Source organism: Marinobacterium litorale DSM 23545, assembly GCF_000428985.1.
GTDB lineage: Bacteria > Pseudomonadota > Gammaproteobacteria > Pseudomonadales > Balneatricaceae > Marinobacterium_D > Marinobacterium_D litorale.
Genome location: NZ_AUAZ01000027.1, coordinates 12,809 through 33,574, shown reverse-complemented (window position 1 = coordinate 33,574; position 20,766 = coordinate 12,809). Strand labels below are relative to the sequence as shown.

General features: G+C 57.4%; 17 protein-coding genes. 13 read left to right on the top strand and 4 right to left on the bottom strand.

Annotated features, from left to right (window positions below; translation table 11 throughout):
- Positions 1–231 precede the first annotated feature (231 nt).
- Complete coding sequence (gene oadA / locus G403_RS0117100; RefSeq protein ID WP_027855063.1) at positions 232–2,028, bottom strand: sodium-extruding oxaloacetate decarboxylase subunit alpha; 1,797 nt, start codon at positions 2,026–2,028, stop codon at positions 232–234.
- Between the two features lie 24 nt (positions 2,029–2,052).
- Positions 2,053–3,468, bottom strand: a complete 1,416-nt coding sequence (locus G403_RS0117095; protein WP_027855062.1) for an acetyl-CoA carboxylase biotin carboxylase subunit — start codon at positions 3,466–3,468, stop codon at positions 2,053–2,055.
- Between the two features lie 144 nt (positions 3,469–3,612).
- Here G403_RS0117095 and G403_RS0117090 point away from each other — a divergent pair, with 144 nt between their 5' ends.
- From G403_RS0117090 to G403_RS0117060, 7 genes are all read left to right on the top strand, one after another.
- Positions 3,613–4,569, top strand: coding sequence for a LysR family transcriptional regulator (locus tag G403_RS0117090; RefSeq protein WP_027855061.1), 957 nt, complete (start codon positions 3,613–3,615; stop codon positions 4,567–4,569).
- Positions 4,570–5,139: 570 nt separating this feature from the next.
- Complete coding sequence (locus G403_RS0117085; protein WP_027855060.1) at positions 5,140–6,741, top strand: BCCT family transporter; 1,602 nt, start codon at positions 5,140–5,142, stop codon at positions 6,739–6,741.
- A 34-nt stretch (positions 6,742–6,775) separates the two neighbouring features.
- The gene (locus G403_RS0117080) at positions 6,776–7,024 is read left to right on the top strand and encodes a hypothetical protein (protein WP_027855059.1); all 249 of its coding nucleotides are present in this window, start codon (positions 6,776–6,778) and stop codon (positions 7,022–7,024) included.
- Positions 7,025–7,093: 69 nt separating this feature from the next.
- The gene (gene dctP, locus G403_RS0117075; protein WP_084404093.1) at positions 7,094–8,101 is read left to right on the top strand and encodes a TRAP transporter substrate-binding protein DctP; all 1,008 of its coding nucleotides are present in this window, start codon (positions 7,094–7,096) and stop codon (positions 8,099–8,101) included.
- Positions 8,102–8,171: 70 nt separating this feature from the next.
- Positions 8,172–8,681: a TRAP transporter small permease gene (locus G403_RS0117070; protein ID WP_027855057.1), complete on the top strand. Its 510-nt coding sequence runs from the start codon at positions 8,172–8,174 to the stop codon at positions 8,679–8,681.
- 1 nt (position 8,682) lies between these two features.
- A complete protein-coding gene (locus G403_RS0117065) occupies positions 8,683–9,981 on the top strand; it encodes a TRAP transporter large permease (protein ID WP_027855056.1) in 1,299 nt (432 codons plus the stop codon).
- A 159-nt stretch (positions 9,982–10,140) separates the two neighbouring features.
- Positions 10,141–10,587, top strand: coding sequence for a PACE efflux transporter (locus G403_RS0117060; RefSeq protein ID WP_027855055.1), 447 nt, complete (start codon positions 10,141–10,143; stop codon positions 10,585–10,587).
- Positions 10,588–10,631: 44 nt separating this feature from the next.
- Here G403_RS0117060 and G403_RS0117055 read toward each other — a convergent pair whose 3' ends face one another.
- A complete protein-coding gene (locus G403_RS0117055; RefSeq protein WP_027855054.1) occupies positions 10,632–11,894 on the bottom strand; it encodes an aromatic ring-hydroxylating oxygenase subunit alpha in 1,263 nt (420 codons plus the stop codon).
- A 330-nt stretch (positions 11,895–12,224) separates the two neighbouring features.
- Between G403_RS0117055 and G403_RS0117050 the strand changes: the two genes are divergently transcribed.
- Positions 12,225–13,352 carry a 2Fe-2S iron-sulfur cluster-binding protein gene (locus tag G403_RS0117050; protein ID WP_027855053.1) on the top strand — a complete coding sequence of 376 codons (1,128 nt, stop codon included), beginning with the start codon at positions 12,225–12,227 and terminating at the stop codon, positions 13,350–13,352.
- A gap of 25 nt (positions 13,353–13,377) precedes the next feature.
- On the opposite strand, the gene G403_RS0117045 is transcribed toward G403_RS0117050, so the two are convergent.
- The gene (locus G403_RS0117045) at positions 13,378–14,454 is read right to left on the bottom strand and encodes a substrate-binding domain-containing protein (protein WP_027855052.1); all 1,077 of its coding nucleotides are present in this window, start codon (positions 14,452–14,454) and stop codon (positions 13,378–13,380) included.
- Between the two features lie 113 nt (positions 14,455–14,567).
- Between G403_RS0117045 and G403_RS0117040 the strand changes: the two genes are divergently transcribed.
- From G403_RS0117040 to G403_RS0117020, 5 genes are read left to right on the top strand one after another with little or no spacing between them, the layout of a single operon-like run.
- Complete coding sequence (locus G403_RS0117040) at positions 14,568–15,065, top strand: formate dehydrogenase subunit gamma (protein ID WP_027855051.1); 498 nt, start codon at positions 14,568–14,570, stop codon at positions 15,063–15,065.
- Positions 15,065–16,642, top strand: a complete 1,578-nt coding sequence (locus G403_RS0117035) for a formate dehydrogenase beta subunit (protein WP_027855050.1) — start codon at positions 15,065–15,067, stop codon at positions 16,640–16,642. Before G403_RS0117040 ends, G403_RS0117035 begins: the two co-directional genes overlap by 1 nt.
- Before the next feature lie 2 nt (positions 16,643–16,644).
- Positions 16,645–19,521: a formate dehydrogenase subunit alpha gene (fdhF, locus tag G403_RS0117030; RefSeq protein ID WP_027855049.1), complete on the top strand. Its 2,877-nt coding sequence runs from the start codon at positions 16,645–16,647 to the stop codon at positions 19,519–19,521.
- Entirely contained in the window at positions 19,518–20,384 is an 867-nt protein-coding gene (gene fdhD / locus G403_RS23770; protein ID WP_051299204.1) for a formate dehydrogenase accessory sulfurtransferase FdhD, read from the top strand. The genes fdhF and fdhD overlap by 4 nt, the downstream gene beginning before the upstream one ends.
- Positions 20,371–20,601 carry a formate dehydrogenase subunit delta gene (locus tag G403_RS0117020; RefSeq protein ID WP_027855048.1) on the top strand — a complete coding sequence of 77 codons (231 nt, stop codon included), beginning with the start codon at positions 20,371–20,373 and terminating at the stop codon, positions 20,599–20,601. The genes fdhD and G403_RS0117020 overlap by 14 nt, the downstream gene beginning before the upstream one ends.
- Positions 20,602–20,766: the final 165 nt, after the last annotated feature.

Genomic DNA, 20,766 nt, shown 5'->3' with positions numbered 1-20,766 from the left:
GTATCGGTTTACCCTCTGATATCGGTTTTACCTCAAGTCTCCGGTGCACCCCCGGAGCATTCACGGTTCTAATCCTTGTAGCCCCCTCTCCCCAGAGGGGCTTTTTTCGCCCGTCGTTTCTGTCGCCGGTTTTGTTCGGGTGGTCTTCGTGAGCTAGACGGCTGCACAAAAAAAAGACCCCCACCGATGCCTCGGCGGGGGTCAATCTCCATTGCAACCAAGTTGCTCTTTTTAGGCTTCAATCTCCACCAGTACCTCACCCGGGGTAACACGGTCGCCCTTGTCGACGTGTACGCCTGTTACGGTACCGGAGATCGGTGCCTGAATTTCGGTTTCCATCTTCATCGCTTCGGTGATCAACACCGCCTGGCCAGCCTCGACCTTGTCGCCGACGGCTACCAGCACATCGACAATATTGCCAGGCATGCCGGTGGTAACATGTCCTGGAGACGACGCCTGGCGACGGCCGCTCGCCGTGGTGCCGGTAAAGCTGTTGAGAGATTCAAACAGCACCTCTTCGGGCATACCATCCAGCGTCAGGTAGATGTGGCGCTTGCCACTCTCATGACCGCCGACACCGGTAATGGCGACCTCGTAGGTCTCCCCGTGTACGTCGATCTTGAACTCGGTAGCCACGCCTTCATCGACCGAGCGTCCGGCTTTCTCGATGGGTAGCAGCGCCTCTGGCTGCAGCGTGCCGGCGGCGCGCTCCTCCAGAAACTGGCGGCCGATATCCTGGAACATGGCAAAGGTCAGCACGTCTTCATCGCTCTGGGCCAGTTCGCCAATCTCTTTGCGCAGGCGTGCCATTTCCGGTTTGAGCAGGTCCGCCGGGCGCCCGTCGATCAGTTCCTCTTTGCCCACCGCTTTGGTCCGCAGTGCGGCATTCACGTCAGCAGGTGGGTGGCCGTACCCGCCTTGAAGGTAACGTTTGACCTCATTGGTGATCGTCTTGTAGCGCTCGCCGGTCAGTACATTCAGCACCGCCTGGGTCCCGACAATCTGTGAAGTGGGGGTTACCAGAGGTGGGTAGCCCAGATCCTTGCGGACAGCGGGAATCTCCGCGAACACCTCTCGGATCCGGCTCAGCGCATTCTGCTCTTTGAGCTGATTCGCCAGGTTGGACATCATCCCGCCCGGTACCTGGTTGATCTGTACCGAGACATCCTCGCGGGTGAACTCGGATTCGAACTGGTGGTACTTCTTGCGCACGTCGCGGAAGTAATCGGCGATCTCGCCCAGCAGTTCCAGATCCAGACCGGTATCCCATTTAGTGCCGCGTAACGCTGCGACCTGAGACTCGGTGGCCGGATGGCTGGTGCCCCAGGCGAAGGCGGAGATAGCGGTATCGATATGCTCGGCACCGGCTTCAATTGCTTTCAGCTGGCATTGGGCGGCGAGACCGGCGGTGGCGTGGCTGTGGATAAAAACCGGCAGATCCACGGCACCCTTGATCGCTTTGATCAGGTCGTAGGTGGCGTAGGGTGTCAGCAGACCGGCCATATCCTTGATCGCGATGGAGTCGGCGCCCATCTTTTTCAGAGCCTTGGCCTGCTTCACGAACAGCTTTTCGGTATGAACCGGGCTGGTGGTGTAACAGATGGTGCCCTGGGCGTGTTTGCCGGCTTTCTTGACCGCCTTGATCGCCACCTCTAGGTTACGCAGATCGTTCAGCGCATCGAATACCCGGAATACATCGATACCGTTGTCGGCGGCTTTTGCGACAAAGGCTTCCACCACATCATCAGCGTAGTGGCGGTAGCCCAGCAGGTTCTGTCCGCGCAGTAACATCTGCAGGCGCGTGTTGGGCAGCGCTTTACGCAGTTGGCGCAGACGCTCCCAGGGGTCCTCTTTCAGGAAACGCACGCAGGCATCGAAGGTGGCGCCGCCCCAGACTTCCAGCGACCAGAAACCAACCCGATCCAGCTTGTCACAGATCGGCAGCATATCTTCGGTACGCATGCGGGTCGCGATCAGGGACTGGTGGGCATCGCGCAGAATGACATCAGTAACGTTTATCTTGCTCATCGAATCTCTCCTTATCGCGACGGTTTATACGCCGGCATGGGCCGCAATGGCGGCGGCTATGGCCAGGGCGATCTCGCTGGGGTCCCGCTTTTCCGAATAGTTCTGCAGTTGCGGATGATTGGGGACGAAGCTGGTGTTGAACTCACCGCTGCGAAAATCGGGATCGTTGAGGATCTCCTGGTAATAGCGCGCAGTGGTTTTGACCCCCTGTACCCGCATGTCGGACAGTGCCCGGGCGCCCCGATCCAATGCCTCTTCCCAGTTCAGTGCCCAGACAATCAGCTTCAGGCACATGGAGTCAAAGTAGGGCGGGATAGTGTAACCGGTATAGATCGCCGTATCGGTGCGCACGCCCGGGCCACCGGGCGCGTAATAACGGGTGATACGGCCGAAACTGGGCAGGAAGTTGTTTTTCGGGTCCTCGGCATTAATACGGAACTGCAGGGCAAAGCCGCGATGGCTGATATCGTCCTGGCGGTAACTCAGCGGCAAACCGGAGGCGATGCGGATCTGCTCACGGACGATATCTACGCCGGTGATCTGTTCGGAAATGGTGTGCTCCACCTGAACCCGGGTGTTCATCTCCATGAAGTAGATTTCATTGCCGGTGACCAGGAACTCAACCGTACCCGCATTTTCGTACCCGACGGCCTTGGCTGCACGCACGGCCAGGTCACCCACGTAATTGCGCTGCTCCGGTGTCAGCTGAGGGCTGGGAGCGATCTCGATCAGCTTCTGGTTGCGGCGCTGAATTGAGCAGTCACGTTCATAGAGGTGAATCGCGCTGCCCTGGCTGTCAGCCAGAATCTGCACTTCGATATGTTTGGGATCGACAATGCACTTCTCCAGGAAGACTTCGGCTGAGCCGAACGCCTTGGTTGCTTCGGAGATAACCCGCGGGTACTGAGTTTTGAGTTCGGCAGCACTGTCGCAGCGACGGATACCGCGCCCGCCGCCGCCGGATGTGGCTTTGAGCATGACCGGATAACCGATGGAGTCGGCTACTCTTAGCGCTTCATCAAGGTCCGCCAGGTTACCTTCGGAACCGGGCGTTACCGGTACCCCGGCTGCGATCATGCTGGCGCGAGCCGCGGTTTTATCACCCATCCGGGCGATAACATCGGCTTTGGGGCCGATAAAGGTGATGCCGCGCTCGGCGCAGATGCGAGCAAATTCGCTGTTTTCGGATAAGAAGCCATAACCGGGATGGATGGCGTCGCAACCGGTTTCCACCGCCAGATTGACGATTCGGCGCGGGTCCAGATAACCCGCCAGCGGATCTTCTCCCATGTAGTGCGCTTCATCGGCGCGCTTTACATGCAGCGAGTAGCGATCCGGTTCGGTATAGATTGCCACCGACCGAATGCCCATTTCGGCACAGGCGCGCACGATGCGCACGGCGATTTCGCCGCGGTTGGCAATCAGGATCTTTTTCAGCATGGATCTTCTCCCTGAAGCGTGGATCGATCAGATCAATCCACAGTAGTACAGTCGGAGAAAAAGGATAAATTGATATTTTTTCTATGTGTCATAAGGTCTACCTTATGATTGGTGCGTTACAAACCCCGAGTAGCGAGCAGAGCCATGGCTTACACCCTTAACCAGTTGCTAAATCGTCTCTCTTTTCGCCAGCTTCAGGTGTTCAAGGCGGTTTATCAGCAGCAGAGCTATAGCCGGGCGGCTGACGAGCTGGGACTCACCCAGCCCGCTGTCAGCGCGCAGATCCGCCAGTTGGAGCAGGCGCTGGGGCAACCGGTGTTCGAATATGTGGGCAAAAGTCTTTACGTCACCGCTGCAGGCGAGCAGGTGATCGGCGTTGTTCGCTCAATGTTCGGTGACCTTGAGCGACTGCAGATGGAGCTCGATGAACTTCAGGGGCAGGTGCGGGGTGAATTAAGGCTTGCAGCCGTCAGTACCGCCCAGTACGTCGTGCCCTATCTGCTGGAGGGTTTTCTCAAGGAGTACACCCAGGTGGATGTGCGGCTGCGGGTGGTCAATCGCGCACAAGCCGTGGAGCGCTTGAATGAAAACCGCGACGATCTGGTAATCATGGGGATGGTGCCGGACTCCCGTTCGCTGGCCAGTATGCCGTTTCTGGATAATGAGCTGGTGCCGGTGGTTCGTGCTGACGATCCTCTGCTGAATGATAGCCAGCTGACTGCGCAGGACTTCTTTGATGCGGGATTGTTAATTCGGGAGCCCGGATCCGGTACCCGGCATGCGCTTGAGGATTGGTGTCGCAGCCGACGTCTGACACTTAACCCCAGAATGGAGCTGGGTTCCAATGCCGCGATCAAACACGGTGTGCTGGCAGGGCTTGGGGTCGCTGTACTGCCCCGGCTGAGCATTGCCGCAGAGCTGAGACTGGATGAGCTGAAGGTGCTCTCTCTGGATGGCCTTCCGCTGCGTCGCTCCTGGTGTACCGTTCACCCGGCAGGCAAACATCCCACGCCGGTGATGCAGGCTTTTCTCGACTACATCCGGGCTAATCTCAATAGCTTTTATGCGCTGGTGTATGGAAGCACCTCGGAGAAGCCGTAGAAGCGTTGAAATAGCGCTGTTTTGGCATGACGCTGTCGACTATATGCGGCGCCAAACCTGGCTTCACTTTGGCTGGCCACACCAGTCGCCAAGCGCTTTAGCCATCCAGTGGATGCAGCTAAACCCTTCCTGCGTCTTGGCATGAAATTCACTGCTTGAAGATCGCCGAGTGCCCGTAAAATCCGGCTTCCCGACCCGGCGGTCAGGTTTTTGACTTGGTTTTTATGCGTATTTTCGAGTGCGCTACTCCAGATCTGTGACAATCCCGTTTTATCGCTCGCTGACGGTTTTTAACGTGTCGCAAACAGATAAGTGGTTCACGCCATGTCGCAATAAGTAGCTATTCCACCAGTTGGCTGTCGCTAAGGGGACAACAGTTAATTCACGCATTCGTAGTATGGATGAGGCTTGGCAGCCGGGTGTGGCCGGTCCGAATTTTCGGACGGAAAGTTCCTCTCGCTTTCTGCGGTCATTTTGATCAGCACCACCCCGAGACTGCACAAAATAAAAAGAAAGAATATCCGTGACGGAATAGGTTCCGCGCGATAAGACAGTCCGAAGGAGAGCTTCATGAAAGGTGTGAATCAACAGGGAGCTAGAGCGGAAGCGATAGCGATAACTGCTGCATACGACACCGACTACCAAGTCGGTCAGGACAACGTCAAGCTCATGGGGCTTGATGTGCATAACCCGGTATTTGGTATCAGTGCTGGTCTGATACTGATGTTCATTATTGCAACGCTTCTGTTCCCGAGCGGTGCAAAGGAGGCGCTGACAGGCGCACGCGGCTGGTCAATCGAGAATTTTGACTGGCTGTTTATGATCGGCTGTAACCTGTTTGTTGTTTTCTGTCTGGCATTGATTTTCCTGCCGGTGGGTCGTGTGCGTCTGGGTGGCGTTAACGCCAAGCCCGAATTCTCTACGCTCTCCTGGTTCTCCATGCTTTTTGCTGCGGGTATGGGTATTGGGCTGATGTTCTGGAGTGTGGCTGAGCCGGTGGCTTACTACACCAACTGGTACGGTACACCGCTGAACGCACCGGCCAACACCCCCGAGGGTGCCTCAATGGCCCTGGGTGCCACTATGTTCCATTGGGGGCTTCATCCCTGGGCAATTTATGGCGTGGTAGCGCTGGCGCTGGCGTTCTTTGCCTACAACAAGGGCCTGCCGCTGACCATCCGTTCCGCTTTCTATCCGCTGCTGGGACGTCACACCTGGGGCCCGATCGGTCACCTGATCGACATTCTGGCGGTTCTTGCCACGATCTTTGGTCTGGCTACGTCGCTGGGCCTGGGTGCCCAGCAGGCTGCAGGTGGTCTGAACTACCTTTTCGGTATCGCCAATGACCTCTCCACGCAGGTCGCGGTGATCATTATCGTTACCGGTGTTGCCCTGTTCTCCGTCGCTCGCGGTCTGGACGGCGGCGTCAAACTGCTTAGCAACATCAACATGATTATCGCCGCAGCCCTGATTGCCGTGATTATCGTGGTCGGCCCGACGCTGGCGATTTTCAAGACCATGGGCACTGTGGTCAGCAGCTACGCAGGTAATGTGGTTGCGCTCTCCGGCTGGATCGATCGTGAAGATACTACCTGGTTCCACGGCTGGACTGTCTTCTACTGGGCATGGTGGATCTCCTGGTCACCGTTTGTCGGCATGTTCATCGCGCGTGTATCCAAAGGGCGTACTGTGCGTGAGTTCATCACTGCCGTGCTGCTGATCCCGACACTGGTGACCGTGCTGTGGATGAGTGTAATGGGTGGTACCGCGATTGAGCAGGCTTCAAATGGCGTCGGTGCGCTGGCCAACGGTATCGGTGATGTGTCACAGGCGATGTTCCAGATGTTTGAGAACCTGCCCATGACCGGTTTGCTGTCCATCGTGGGTATCGTGCTGGTGTTGGTTTTCTTCATCACCTCGTCTGACTCCGGTTCTCTGGTTATCGACAGCATCACTGCCGGCGGAAAAACCGATGCGCCCATGCCGCAGCGCCTGTTCTGGGCGACTCTGGTGGGCATCATCGCTGGAACCCTGCTTGTGGGCGGCGGCTCCGATGCGCTGGTCGCACTGCAGGCCGGTGCCGTGACTACCGGGCTGCCGTTCACCGTCGTCCTGATTCTGATGTGTCTGAGTCTGTATCGCGGGCTGAAGTCCGAAGTGCACCTGCACTGATACAGCGTTGTTCGAGAGAGGCGAAATAAACGAAATGATGTTTGCAGATCTGATCGACCTTGAGGATTTTGCGAACCGCTTGCGGGAGCTCGGGCTGGCACTGCCGGTCGGAGCCGACGCAGCGCTGATTGAAAACGAGCTGCAGGATTGGCTCGAAGGGGCGCCGCAGGACGGACTCGCTGCTGTAAAGCAGATGGTGTCTGAGCTGGAGCGCGAATCGAGGGGGCTGATGCTCCCCAGCGTGGCGGCGATGGTCGAAAACGTACGCGCGCGAATTCACTAAGGGGACGGGTGGCTATCGCGGTTGCCCGGATCCAAGAGATCGACGACAAACCAAGGGGTATTTAAAGCAATGAAAGCAACAGGATTGAAATTGAAAACCCTGCTGGCGACTGCTGTAACCGCAGCCTGCCTGGCGACCACCAGCGCTCACGCTCTGACTCTGAAGCTGGCTACGGACTCCGGTACCAAGGGATCTCCTGCCGGTAACGCTCTGGAAAAATGGGGCAAACTGATCGAAGAGAAGTCCGGTGGCGATATCGAAGCGCGCGTTTACTACCAGAACGAACTGGGTGGCCAGCAGGAAGTTTTCGACCTTCACGTGGCGGGCGACGTCGACGTGATGCTGAACTGGCCGATGACGTCCTATGACAAGCGTATCGGCGTTATCTATACCCCTTACATGACCATGTCCTGGGATGAAGCGCTGAACGCATACAGCCCGGGCGGCTGGGTTAACAACATGCTGGGCGGCATCTATCAGGATATCGGCCTGAAGTTCTTCGGCCCCTGGCCAGAAGGTTTTAACGGTGTGGGTTCCCGCGGCAAGTACGCGCTCAACATTGCTGATGCGGATGGTCTGAAAGTACGTACCATGACCGTATTCCCGGCTCCGCAGACCATGCAGGCGCTGGGTTACCAGACCGCTGCTATCGACTGGGGCGAAGTTTACACCGCGCTGCAGACCGGTGTTGTCGACGGTGAAGCCGGTAACGTGATCTATTGGGATTACGAGTACTTCCGTGACTCCCTGGATTACTACGTTCAGACCAAGCACTTCTTCATGACCGGTGTTCTTTCCATGAACCTGGACTCCTGGGAGAGCATGTCCGAAGAGCAGCAGAAAGTGGTCAGCGAAGCTGCAATCGAAATCATGAACGACCAGTTCAAGGCTGCCAAAGAGCAGGATGAATACTACATTGCCAAGGCTCAGGAAGCCGGTATGGAGTACTTCGAACCGTCCGAAGAGCAGATCCGTGAGTTTGCCAAGGCGGCTCGTGAGCAGGTATGGCCGCTGATGGAAGAAGAGATCGGCTCGGAAATCATGGAAACGATCCGCTCTAACGCTACTCCGCTGTAAGCAAGTAGTCTTTTGTTTCACCTCAACCGGCCCGCTCTGCGGGCTGGTTTGTTAAAAGGCTGGATAAAAAATGGTCAGCAAGCTTTTTTCCGGACTGGATCACCGCGTAGGCTGGCTGCTGGAAGCGGCCGCGTTTGTCGCCAGCATGTTAGTGGTTGGTCTGATGTTATTTCTGGTACTGGCACGTTACGTGTTCGGCTGGTCGGTGGTCGGCCTGCTGGAGCTGATCATGCTGTTCGGGATGTGGCTCTACATGCTCGGGGGGCTGATTGCCAGTCGCCGTAACGAACACCTGGTGGTGGATTTCGTGGAGCTGCAGATTACCGATCGCCGGTTCCAGCTAATGCATAAGATACTGATTTCTGTGATTACCTTTCTAATTTGTGTGTTCTTTGTCGTCCTGGCCTACCGCATGTTGGCCTGGGGTATGCGCCGGCCTCAGTCTACGCCGGGTATGGGAATTCCGCTTTGGTTGCCGCAGGCCTCGATTATGTTGGCCGCCGTTGGATGCAGCTGTTATGCGCTGCGAGATGTTATTTGTGCGCTGATCGGTCTCAAGCGCCTGAAAGGGGAGCAGTGAAATGGAAGGTTTTATTGCCATTGGACTGCTGATGTTGCTGATGATCATCGGCGTCCCCGTTGCGTGGTCATTTGCCGGTGTGTTGGCCTACATGGTGTACGCCTATGATGCCAACCTGAACACGCTGATGTTGCAGGGGTATCGGTCGGTAGACTCGGTTATTCTGATCGCGCTGCCACTGTTTGTACTGACGGGTTACCTGATGCAAAGCGGCGGTATCGCCCGGCGTCTGGTGGACTTCATAGAGGTCATGATCGGAAAACGTCGTGGGGGTATGGGTGCCTCCATGGTGATGGCGTCCGGTATCTTTGGTGCTATCGCCGGTACGGCTACGGCAGCCGTGGCTTCCATCGGTACGATTATGATCGGGCCGCTGGAGCAACGTGGTTACCCGCGCAGTTACTCTTCAGCGTTGTTGGGTATCTCGTCGCTGTTGGGGATTCTAATCCCACCGTCGATCACTATGATTCTGTTTGCGGTGGTAACCCGACAGTCGGTGGCCGCCTGCTTTGCGGCGTCCGTTGGCCCCGCTATTTTGCTGATTATCGGGCTCATACTGGCTAACCGCTTCAGCGTTGGGCGTTTCTTTGACGAAGTCAGCAGCGCTGCCAACGATGGTCTTGAAAAACTGCCGAGCAAGGGGATGGCGACCTTCAGGGCATTTCCGGCATTGTCGCTGCCTATCATTATTCTCGGTGGCATTTACGGCGGTGTTTTCACGCCAACCGAGGCGGCGGCTGTTGCTGCGTTTGCCGCTATGATGATCGGGTTTTTCGTCTACAAGGACCTGAACCTGAAGCGTTTTGCGCGCAGTGTGGTTTCTGCGGCTGAAACCACCGGTACTGTCATCCTGATTCTGCTGTTCAGCTTTATGATCGGCCGTATTCTTGCGTCTGAGCGTATTCCACAGGATCTGACCGAGCTGGTCAGCACACTGATCCAGAATCCGCTGTTGATTTTGATCGTGGTGAATATCTTCCTGATCGTCGCCGGCATGATCATGGATGATGTGTCTGTGACCGTTGTGGTTGCGCCGCTGTTCCTGCCGCTGATGGTGGAAAGTGGTGTGCACCCGGTGCATTTTGCATCCATCGTCGCATGTTCTGTGGTTATCGGTGCGAACAGTCCACCAGTGGCGCCAATACTCTATATGGCATGTCGTATCGGCAAGGTATCCATCCATAAAACCGTGATGCCGGCGCTTGGTCTGATGGCCTTTGTCGGGCTGCCGGTGATGATGGTCACCACGTTTGTACCGGAACTGTCTCTGTTCCTACCACGTCTGCTCGGATTCGTCTGAGTGTAACTGCCGGGAAGGGATTCCCGGCATCCGCTTTTGGCTTCTGCCGGGTTAGTATTCGCTGCACGGGATGCTTGATCTCCTTCCTTTTGCCATCAATTATCTGGCACCACGCGTTTCGACCCTTTAGGATATTTGCCTCGTTCACCGGGGGATCCTATGCAGGGCATCAAACGTAAACTGGTCTATGTAACGGTATTTGAGGTTGGGGGGATCGGCCTGAGTATGGTGCTTGTCACCCTGCTGGGTCACGATCCGGCCCTTGCCGGTGGCGTGGCTGTGGGCGCGTCGGTTATCGCCATGCTCTGGAATCTGGTCTGGAATACCGGGTTTGAATTCTGGGAGGCGAGGCAGATTGTCCGCGGGCGCAGTTTCAAACGGCGAGCGCTGCATGCATTGGGGTTTGAGCTGGGCTTGACGATTATGCTGGTGCCGGCAATCGCCTGGTGGCTTGCCATAAGTTGGTGGGAGGCGTTGTTGCTGGATATCGGTTTGACGCTGGTATTTGTCGTTTACACCTTTGTTTTCAATCTTGGCTTTGATCGGGTATTTGGTTTGCCGGCGTCGGCATTGCCGCTGAAGCAAGAAGCGGGAGAGGCTGGTTAGCCTGCTCCCGCTTAGGGTGTTCTATTCCCGGTGAGGGTCAGCTCTTAGCCGAGGTTTTTCAGCACAGTGTCGCTGTACCAATCCAGGAAGTTGATAACGCCAAACTCAAACGTCTTGGAGTAGGGCCCCGGCTCGTAACCGACCGAGTTGATACCCAGCTGGTTCTCTTCACCCAGGCGACGGTCCTGGTCGTTGGTGGCATCCCAGACCTGGCGCAGGCGCTCCGGGTTGTAATCCACGCCTTCAACAGCGTCCTTGTGTACAAACCACTTGGTGGTAACCAGTGATTCCTGGGGAGAGATCGGCAGCACGCGGAACACGATGAAGTGGTCGCTCTGCATGTGGTTCCAGGAGTTCGGCAGGTGCAGGATACGCATGGAGCCCAGCTGGCGGTTTTTAATTCGTCCCAGTAGCTTGCTGCAGCCTTCCTGACCGTCGATGGTCATGACCTGCGTGCCTTCTTTCAGCGGCATACGAACGATACGGTTGCGCACGCCGAAGCTCTTGTGCTCGTGCGGAATGCCTTCTGCGTCCCACTCGGCGGCCATGCGCGCGTAGTGGTCCAGGAAGGACTGGGGTGCGCGGGGGTCGTTGGTGTCATCCCACTCCAGGATGGTGTTGAGCAGTTCCGGGTGGCTGCCTTCACAGTGGTAGCACTCACGGTTGTTCTCAATGACCAGCTTCCAGTTGGCTTTCTCGTACATGTTGGATTCGACGGCGAGCTTGGTGTTCTCCACGTCGTACGGCTCCATGTACTCTTCCAGCGTGGCCAGGAACTCATCGAAGTCGCCTTCCGGCTCCTCTTTACCCAGGCATACGAAGATAAAGCCGCCTGCCGTTTTGCAGTGTGCCTTTTTCAGGCCGTGCTGCTTCATATCGAACTCTTCGCCCATCTCGGTACCGGCGTACAGCAGGTTGCCTTTCAGGTCGTATGTCCACTGGTGGTAAGGGCAAACCAGGTTAGCCACTTTGCCGCGATGCTCTGAGCAGATGCGCGAGCCGCGGTGACGGCAGCTGTTGTGGAATGCGCTGACGGTGCCGTCGGTACCGCGAACCACCAGTACCGGGTTCTGGCCAATCTCGACCGTGAAGTAGTCACCCTTGGTCGGGATTTCACTGGTCATACCCACGAAAAGCCACTCCTTCTGGAAGATCTCTTCCATGTCGATCCGGAACATGTGCGGATCGTTGTAGAGGGGTTGCGGCAGCGAGTAGTCGCGACGACGCTCGTTGAGCATGCCGGTCATCTCTTCACGGGCCTGATCCAGGCTGTTATAGCTGAGGTTAAGCAGATCGTTCTGTGTCATGGGTTGAGTCATCTCATTGCAAGTGGGTGTGTGCCCTTTTAAGGGGCTTCGCTTAACCGACCCGATACCCCGCTCGCGTCTGCTGAGACCATGGGGTGGTGTCTTGCGGGCAATGCTGCCCCTGAGTTTGTAGGGGCAATATTCTGTTCGCGACATGAATCAATTCTGTTTAAGACAGGGGGGGTAGCGAAAAGGCCCATTTGGTTGTTTTGAGACAATTTCGCGTCGCTCAGGAATAAGTGGTTCAGAGGTGTTGCTCAGAAAATGGCCTCCACAACGCAACCCCCTAAAGAGGGGTGAACCCAACACCCGTTTCAGGATGTCAACGCCATGAACAACCCGAGTGTATCGATCGTCAATGCAGATGCGTTCATACCGGTTACAACCCAGACCTGGAGCAACGGCCGCCATGCGGTTCGCTGTGTCAAGGTCATTCAGGAAACCTGGGATGTAAACACCTACTGCTTCATGGCTGAGCAGCCGGTCATGTTCTTCTTCAAGCCAGGGCAGTTTGTGACTCTGGAGCTGGAGATTGAGGGTGAGCAGATCTTCCGCTCCTATACCATCTCGAGCTCGCCATCCGTGCCTTACAGTTTCTCCATTACCGTGAAGCGGGTGCCGGGTGGTCTGGTGTCCAACTGGCTGCACGATAATATGGTGGAAGGCACCGAGCTGGCGGTTCACGGTCCGGTCGGGGCGTTCAACAGCATCGATTTCCCATCCCAGAAGGTACTGTTCCTCTCGGGCGGTGTGGGTATCACGCCGGTCATGTCGATGACCCGCTGGGCGTTCGACACCAACGCGGATATCGATATGGTGTTCGTACACAGTGCACGCACGCCAAAGGACATTATCTATCAGCGCGAGCTGGAGACGATCTCTTCACGCATCGGTAACTTTGATCTCCACCTGATCTGCGAGAAGGTAGAACCGGGTCAGACCTGGTCGGGTTACCGTGGTTTTCTGGATCGGATCAAGCTCGATATGATCGCTCCGGATTTCATGGAGCGTGAGGTGTTCTGCTGTGGCCCGACGCCCTACATGAAGGCGATTCGCCGCATGCTGGAAGACGCCGGCTTCGATATGAAGCACTACCACGAGGAGTCCTTTGGTGCGACGCCTGAAACCGTCGAAGAGCAGGCGGTTCAGGACGCCGAGCAGGCGGCGGAAGACCTGGATGCAATCGCAGCCAGCGATATGTTCAACGTGGAGTTTTCCAAGACCGGCAAGAGCGTGCGTATCGCACCGGGGGAAACCGTTCATGCAGCCGCTGCCAAGCTGGGTATGCATATTCCCAAGGCCTGCGGTATGGGGATCTGCGGTACCTGTAAGGTGAAGCGCATTGACGGTGAAATCGAAATGTCCCACAACGGCGGTATCACCGATGAAGATGTGGCGGAAGGTTACTTCCTCTCCTGCTGCAGTGTGCCGCAGGGTGACGTGGTCGTCGAATACTGATCAGGAGGTCTGCCTGGCTGATCGCTTAGCCGGGCAGACCGTCCATCAGCTCCTCAACGGTTATGACACTGCCACAGGCTTCGGCGTCATATCCCGGTAGCTTGTGCACCGCTTCGCGAAATGTATTGCTGCTCAGTAAATCGATTAAATTGCGACAGGCGGGCTGTTCCAGGGTGCGATGATGGCAGACGAACAGATAGTGCTCCCGGGCCAAGGGGATAAACGCCAGACCAAACTGGCTGGCTGCCGCCTGAACGCCAAACCCCGCATCGGCCATCGCCGAGGCCACGTGAGCGGCGACAGCGGAATGAGTAAACTCCGTGCCACCGCCCTCAAGCTGTTCACTGTTTTCCAGTCCCTCCTGAGCCAGCAGTGCATCCAGCAGCAAGCGGGTGCCCGAATTGGGTTCCCTGTTGATAAACCGAACACCGCGACCGAACAGGTCATGCAGGTTGCTCACACCGAGCGGGTTGCCCGGTGCCACCATCAGCCCCTGCTGGCGCGTGATAAAGCGAATGATCCTATGAGCCCGTGGCTTCAGAAAGCGAAAGTGGGTTTCGGACATCTGTCTGCCAATCTGACCCAGCGGCAGGTGAAAGCCGGCCAGGTCACATTGTTCCCGGGTAAGGGAAGCCAGCGCGTCCCTGGCGTTTTTGTATTGCAGGTCCAGCTCGAAATCCTGGACATGTTGAGGCAGCAGCTCGACCGCGTAGCCGTGGCTGGCATGCATACGCAGGCTCGGCCGCACTCCGGAGAGCAAGCGAGAAAGGTCTATATTGAGTTCGGAGGTAATGTTGTCGAGCTGAGGCTCCAGCCGGGCGATGACACGCTTTTCAGCCCAAAGCAGTTTGTCGCCCAGGGGGGTGAGCTTTGCGCCGCGGCCTTTTTCAAGCTCCACCAGTGGCGAACCGAAAAAATCCGCCCATTTGTTGAGTTGGTTCCAGGCGTGCCGATAGGAGATACCGGCCGTTTTGGCCGCGGCAGTCAGTTTGCCCTGAGCTTCAATCTGGCGCAAAAGCATAAACAGTTGGGGGTCCAGCTCGCGGCCATTCTGATCGCGAAAGGACCAGGTCGGAACAATACTGATCTTATGAATAGGCATTTTATTTCATATTTGTAATAGACGCGTCTAATGGTAATTTGACGCCCAATATAATAGCAATGCTTCCATTTAAATATGTAGTTTTGTGCATATTTGTGGCAGGAGGTTGAATAATGAGTACCCCCGGTAGCGCACCCTGGGATCCGCAAGTGGCTGGCGCCATTATTGATGAGCTGAAATCCAAGCCCGGCGCCCTGCTTCCAATACTGCACGCGATTCAGAATCGATTTGCCTATATACCCGAAGCGGCGGTTGCGCTTATAGCGCCGGCATTGCGTTTGTCTCGCGCTGAAGTCCATGGCGTGATCAGCTTTTATCACCACTTCCGCACTCAGCAGCCCGGTCGTCATGTGGTTGAAATCTGCCGGGCTGAAGCCTGTCAGGCGCAGGGTGCCCGTGCACTTGAGGCCCATGCCAAGGCCTCTCTTGGAGTGGATTACCACGGCACGACCGCAGACCGCGCCGTAACGCTGGAACCGGTCTACTGCCTCGGCAACTGCTCCTGTGGCGCATCTGTACGTGTGGGGGACGAGATTTACGCCCGCATGACGCCGGAGAGCTTTGATGAGCTGGTCGACAGCCTGCGTACCGAACGGCTGGAGGTGCAGTAATGGCTACCCGTATTTATATTCCCTCCGACACCACTGCCAAGGCACTGGGGGCGGACCGCGTTGCCCGCTTGATCGAGACGAAAGCTAAAGAGCAGGGAGTCGAGCTGAACATCGTTCGCAACGGCACCCGTGCACTCTACTGGCTGGATCCTCTGATCGAAGTGGATACGCCGGACGGTCGCTTCGGCTACGGCCCGGTCACCGTGAAGGATGTGGATTCCCTGTTCGAAGCCGAGTTCTTCAATGGTGAAACCGCGCACCCGCTGGCGCTGGGACTGGTTGAAGAGATCCCGTATCTGAAGCGTCAGCAGCGTCTGACCTTTGCTCGTGCCGGTGTGACCGATCCGCTGTCGCTGGAAGACTATCAGGCCCACGATGGCTATAAGGGACTGCGTAACGCGCTGAACCTAGATGCTCAGAGCATCGTTGATGCGGTAAAAGCATCCGGCCTGCGCGGTCGCGGTGGTGCAGCCTTTCCCACCGGGATCAAGTGGCAGACGGTTCTGGATGCGGGCTCCGAAGGCGAGCAGAAATATATCGTCTGTAACGCCGACGAAGGTGACTCCGGTACCTTCGCCGACCGTCTGGTGATGGAGTGCGATCCGTTCATGCTGATCGAAGGCATGACCATCGCCGGCCTTGCTGTCGGTGCGACCCAGGGGTACATCTATCTGCGCTCCGAATACCCGCTGGCGGACAAGAACCTGAACGCAGCCATCGAAACCGCCTACGCCAACAACCTGCTGGGTGAAGATATCCTCGGCAGCGGCCGCCACTTCGATCTGGAAGTGCGCATCGGCGCTGGCGCTTACATCTGCGGTGAAGAGACCTCGCTGCTGGAAAGCCTTGAAGGCAAGCGCGGCCTGGTCCGTGCCAAGCCGCCGCTGCCGGCCATAGTCGGTCTGTTCGGTCAGCCCACGGTCGTTAACAACGTACTCTCGCTGGCGGCTGTGCCGTTTATCCTCGATAAGGGCGCACAGGCCTATGCCGACTGCGGTATGGGTCGGTCACGCGGCACACTGCCGTTTCAGGTCGCTGGCAATGTGAAGCAGGGCGGTCTGGTGGAACTGGCGTTCGGCCCGACGCTGCGTGAGCTGATGTTCGAGTTTGGTGGTGGTACCCGTAACGGGCGTCCGCTGCGTGCGGTTCAGGTGGGTGGCCCGCTGGGTGCTTACCTGCCCGAAAGTCAGTGGGATACGCCGCTGGACTATGAAGCGTTTTCCAAGGTCGGTGCGGTGCTGGGGCATGGTGGCGTGGTGATGTTCGACGATACCGTCGACATGGGCGAGCAGGCGCGCTTCTCGATGGAGTTCTGTGTTGCCGAGTCCTGCGGCAAGTGCACGCCTTGCCGTATCGGTTCCACTCGCGGTGTCGAGGTGATCGACCGTATTCGCTCGGGTCAGAATGTGGATGCTAACCTTGAACTGCTTTCCGACCTGTGTGAAACCATGCTGGATGGCTCTTTGTGTGCCATGGGCGGCATGACTCCTTTCCCGGTACAGAGCGCGATGAAGTACTTCGGGGAAGATTTTGTGAAAAACGCGTCTGACGCTCAAGCGTTGGCGGAGGAGGCCTGATCATGTTGCAGCATTTTGATCCTACTCTCGATCACAACCGGGATTACGGTACTCCGGCGTCACTGAGCGAAAAACTGGTGACGCTGGAGATCGACGGCGTCGAAATCAGTGTGCCGGAAGGCACCTCCGTCATGCGTGCCGCAGCGCTGGCCGATATCAATATTCCGAAACTCTGCGCCACCGACAACCTGGACGCTTTCGGTTCCTGCCGTATCTGTGCGGTACAGATCGAGGGTCGCCGTGGCTTGCCCGCTTCCTGCACCACGCCGGCGGAAGCCGGGATGAAGGTGACCACCCAGAACGACAAGCTGGCCAAGCTGCGTCGCAACATCATGGAGCTGTATATCTCCGACCATCCGCTGGACTGTCTGACCTGTCCGGCGAACGGTGACTGCGAGCTGCAGGATATGGCAGGCGCCGTGGGTCTGCGTGAAGTGCGTTACGGCTTCGATGGCGAGAACCATCTGGACGCACCGAAAGACACCTCCAACCCCTACTTCACCTTCGATGCCAGCAAGTGCATCGTCTGCTCACGCTGCGTGCGTGCCTGCTCGGAAGTGCAGGGCACCTTTGCACTGACCATCGACGGCCGCGGTTTCGACTCCAAGGTCGTGGCGGGTCAGGATGAAGACTTCCTCGACTCCGAGTGTGTCTCCTGCGGTGCCTGCGTTCAGGCCTGCCCGACAGCGACCCTGATGGAAAACTCCGTCATCGAAATGGGTCAGCCTGAGCACAGCGTCGTGACCACCTGTGCCTACTGTGGTGTCGGTTGCTCCTTCAAGGCTGACATGAAGGGCGATCAGGTCGTGCGTATGGTGCCGTACAAAGGCGGTGAAGCAAACCACGGTCACTCCTGTGTGAAGGGCCGTTTCGCCTTCGGTTACGCCACGCACAAAGACCGCATCCGCGCGCCGATGATCCGCGACGCCATTGATCAGCCGTGGAAAGAGGTGAGCTGGGAGGAGGCGATCGGCTTTGCTGCCAAGCGCCTGAAAGAGATCCAGGCTGAACACGGTCGCGAAAGTGTGGGTGGTATCACCTCTTCACGCTGCACCAATGAAGAGACCTATCTGGTACAGAAGCTGATCCGCACCGCGTTTGGTAATAACAACACTGACACCTGTGCTCGTGTCTGCCACAGTCCCACCGGTTTCGGCCTTAAGCAGACACTGGGCGAATCCGCCGGCACCCAGACATTCGATTCCGTTATGAAGGCGGATTGTGTACTGGTGATCGGCGCCAACCCCACCGATGCCCACCCGGTATTCGGCTCGCTCTTGCGCCGTCGTCTGCGCGAAGGTGCCAGCCTGATCGTGGCCGACCCGCGTTATATCGATCTGTTGGATACGCCGCATCTGGGTGATTCCATGCACCTGCCGCTGCGCCCCGGTTCCAACGTGGCGATGGTCAACGCGCTGGCGCATGTGATCGTCACCGAAGGCCTGGAAGATGGCGAGTTTATCGCCAGCCGTTGTGATGATGGTGCCTACGCCAAGTGGCGCGAGTTTATTCTCGATCCGCGTCACGCGCCGGAAGCGGTGGAAGAGATTACCGGCGTTTCGGCTGAGGCCGTCCGTGCAGCGGCGCGGGCCTATGCCAAGGCACCCAATGGAGCGATCTACTACGGCCTGGGTGTTACCGAGCACAGCCAGGGTTCCACCACCGTGATGGGTATTGCCAACCTTGCCCTGGCCACCGGCAACATCGGTCGTGACGGTGTCGGCGTTAACCCGCTGCGCGGTCAGAACAACGTGCAGGGCTCCTGCGATATGGGCTCGTTCCCGCACGAGTTGCCGGGCTACCAGCATGTTTCCGATGCCGCAGCACGGGGCCGTTTTGAAGCCGCCTGGGGTGTGCAGATCGACGATGAGCCGGGACTGCGTATCCCCAACATGTTCGATGCCGCGATCTCCGGACATTTCCGCGCCATGTACGTACAGGGTGAGGATATCGCACAATCCGATCCGAACACTCAGCATGTGGAGGAAGCGCTACGCTCCCTGGACTGCCTGATCGTGCAGGATATCTTCCTCAACGAAACGGCCAAGTTCGCCCATGTGCTGCTGCCGGGTTCCACCTTCCTGGAGAAGAACGGGACCTTCACCAACGCCGAGCGCCGTATCAACCGTGTACGCAAGGTGATGCTGCCGATCGCCGGCAAAGAGGACTGGGAAGTGACCGTCGAGCTGTCCAATGCGCTGGGCTACCCGATGAACTACAGCCATCCGTCCGAGATCATGGATGAGATCGCAGCCCTGACCCCGAGCTTTGCCGGTGTCAGCTATGACAAGCTGGAGCAGCACGGCAGCCTGCAGTGGCCGTGTAACGCTGAAAACCCGATCGGTATGCCGATCATGCACGTGGAGAGCTTCCCGATCGGCAAGGCGCAGTTCGCCATCACCGAGTTTGTGGCAACTACCGAGCGTGCCAACCGCCGCTTCCCGCTGCTGTTGACCACCGGTCGTATTCTCAGCCAGTACAACGTGGGCGCCCAGACACGCCGTACCGACAACCAGGTATGGCATGACGAAGATATCCTGGAGGTCCATCCGCACGATGCCGAAGAGCGCGGTATCAACGACGGCGACTGGCTCGGTATCACCAGTCGCGCCGGCCAGACCGTACTGCGTGCACGCATCAGCGAACGGATGCAGCCGGGTGTGGTTTACACCACTTTCCACCATCCGGGCAGCGGTGCCAACGTGATCACCACCGACAACTCCGACTGGGCGACCAACTGCCCTGAGTACAAGGTGACAGCGGTTCAGGTCGAGAAGGTGAGCCAACCTTCCCAGTGGCAGAAAAGCTTCCAGGACAACAACCAGCGTCAGCAGAAGTTCCTGCGTGAAGCTGGCACGGTTGTGGAAGGCGGAAAGTGAAAGCGCAAAAGGGCTGCAAGGCCTTTCCGGTACAGCGCCGATTCGACGCTGTACCGGAAACCGGGTTGGAAACAACCCGGGATCTGTTGGCGGAAGAGGTCGCGGTAGCACTGGTTTACAACGGCCTCTCCCACGTGGTGATGATGGCAAGCCCAATCTGGCTCGAGGAGTTTGCGGTTGGGTTCAGTCTCTCTGAAGGGATTATCGAACGCCCGGACCAACTCTATGACATCGAGGTGGAGGAGCATGCGCTGGGCATCGAGCTCCATATCGAGATCGCCAGCGAGTGTTTCGCTAAACTCAAGGCGCATCGCCGCAACCTGACCGGTCGCACCGGCTGTGGACTCTGCGGTGCAGAGTCGCTGCAGCAGGCTGTAAATGCACCTAAACCGGTCGAGGCGGTTGCGCTGCCCCAGAGTCAGGCCATCGAGTTTGCGTTGTCCGGGCTGAAAGCGAACCAGCCGCTGCAATCCGTCACCGGAGCAGTGCATGGTGCCGCCCTGTGTGACCTGAGCGGCAAGATTCTGCTGCTCAGGGAGGATGTGGGTCGGCATAATGCGCTCGACAAATTGATCGGTGCCCGTGCCGAGAACCGCAATGAGTATCCTGCAAACAGCGAGAGCTTTGTGCTGATCTCAAGCCGTGCCAGCTACGAGATGGTCAACAAGTGCAATGCAGCCGGTATCTCGAGCCTGGTTGCCGTATCCGCGCCGACAGCATTGGCCGTAGAGCACGCATCTAGCGCAGGCATGAACCTGATCGGATTTGCACGCCCAGGCCGTCATGTGATCTACGCCGGTCGCTTGGACAGTGAAACAGAAAAAGAACCCCGTTTAGTGAGAGCCGAACATGTTTCAGAGTGAACAGGAACATCTGATTCAGATGATCAATCAGATCGCCCTCAACAACATCAGCGCCGGCGATGAATCAGCCGTTGCGGATATTGTGGCAGGCCATGTGAAGAAGTTCTGGTCGCGCCGGATGAAGGGCCAGTTGTTTGACTGCCTCGCAGCAGGGGGCGAACAGCTGCATCCTGCGGCGAAACTGGCCGGGGAGAAACTGCGCGCTCAGGTTAGCTGAGCGTGCTTCATCGTAACGGCCAAAAGGCCGCTCTCGCGGTCTTTTGGCCGTGTGACGTCCAGCCGCCTCAATGCCAGCATTGCTTGCTTGATTCGGCTCTGTCGCTTGGTGTTAATCTCATGCGGTGCTTTTATTTTAACTTAGCGGCCAAGTTAAAATAATAAA

Excerpts from the sequence above, each read along its gene's own strand:
- oadA (WP_027855063.1), bottom strand. The coding sequence starts at position 2,028 with ATGAGCAAGATAAACGTTACTGATGTCATTCTGCGCGATGCCCACCAG.
- G403_RS0117095 (WP_027855062.1), bottom strand. The coding sequence starts at position 3,468 with ATGCTGAAAAAGATCCTGATTGCCAACCGCGGCGAAATCGCCGTGCGC.
- G403_RS0117090 (WP_027855061.1), top strand. The coding sequence starts at position 3,613 with ATGGCTTACACCCTTAACCAGTTGCTAAATCGTCTCTCTTTTCGCCAG.
- G403_RS0117085 (WP_027855060.1), top strand. The coding sequence starts at position 5,140 with ATGAAAGGTGTGAATCAACAGGGAGCTAGAGCGGAAGCGATAGCGATA.
- G403_RS0117080 (WP_027855059.1), top strand. The coding sequence starts at position 6,776 with ATGATGTTTGCAGATCTGATCGACCTTGAGGATTTTGCGAACCGCTTG.
- dctP (WP_084404093.1), top strand. The coding sequence starts at position 7,094 with ATGAAAGCAACAGGATTGAAATTGAAAACCCTGCTGGCGACTGCTGTA.
- G403_RS0117070 (WP_027855057.1), top strand. The coding sequence starts at position 8,172 with ATGGTCAGCAAGCTTTTTTCCGGACTGGATCACCGCGTAGGCTGGCTG.
- G403_RS0117065 (WP_027855056.1), top strand. The coding sequence starts at position 8,683 with ATGGAAGGTTTTATTGCCATTGGACTGCTGATGTTGCTGATGATCATC.
- G403_RS0117060 (WP_027855055.1), top strand. The coding sequence starts at position 10,141 with ATGCAGGGCATCAAACGTAAACTGGTCTATGTAACGGTATTTGAGGTT.
- G403_RS0117055 (WP_027855054.1), bottom strand. The coding sequence starts at position 11,894 with ATGACACAGAACGATCTGCTTAACCTCAGCTATAACAGCCTGGATCAG.
- G403_RS0117050 (WP_027855053.1), top strand. The coding sequence starts at position 12,225 with ATGAACAACCCGAGTGTATCGATCGTCAATGCAGATGCGTTCATACCG.
- G403_RS0117045 (WP_027855052.1), bottom strand. The coding sequence starts at position 14,454 with ATGCCTATTCATAAGATCAGTATTGTTCCGACCTGGTCCTTTCGCGAT.
- G403_RS0117040 (WP_027855051.1), top strand. The coding sequence starts at position 14,568 with ATGAGTACCCCCGGTAGCGCACCCTGGGATCCGCAAGTGGCTGGCGCC.
- G403_RS0117035 (WP_027855050.1), top strand. The coding sequence starts at position 15,065 with ATGGCTACCCGTATTTATATTCCCTCCGACACCACTGCCAAGGCACTG.
- fdhF (WP_027855049.1), top strand. The coding sequence starts at position 16,645 with ATGTTGCAGCATTTTGATCCTACTCTCGATCACAACCGGGATTACGGT.
- G403_RS0117020 (WP_027855048.1), top strand. The coding sequence starts at position 20,371 with ATGTTTCAGAGTGAACAGGAACATCTGATTCAGATGATCAATCAGATC.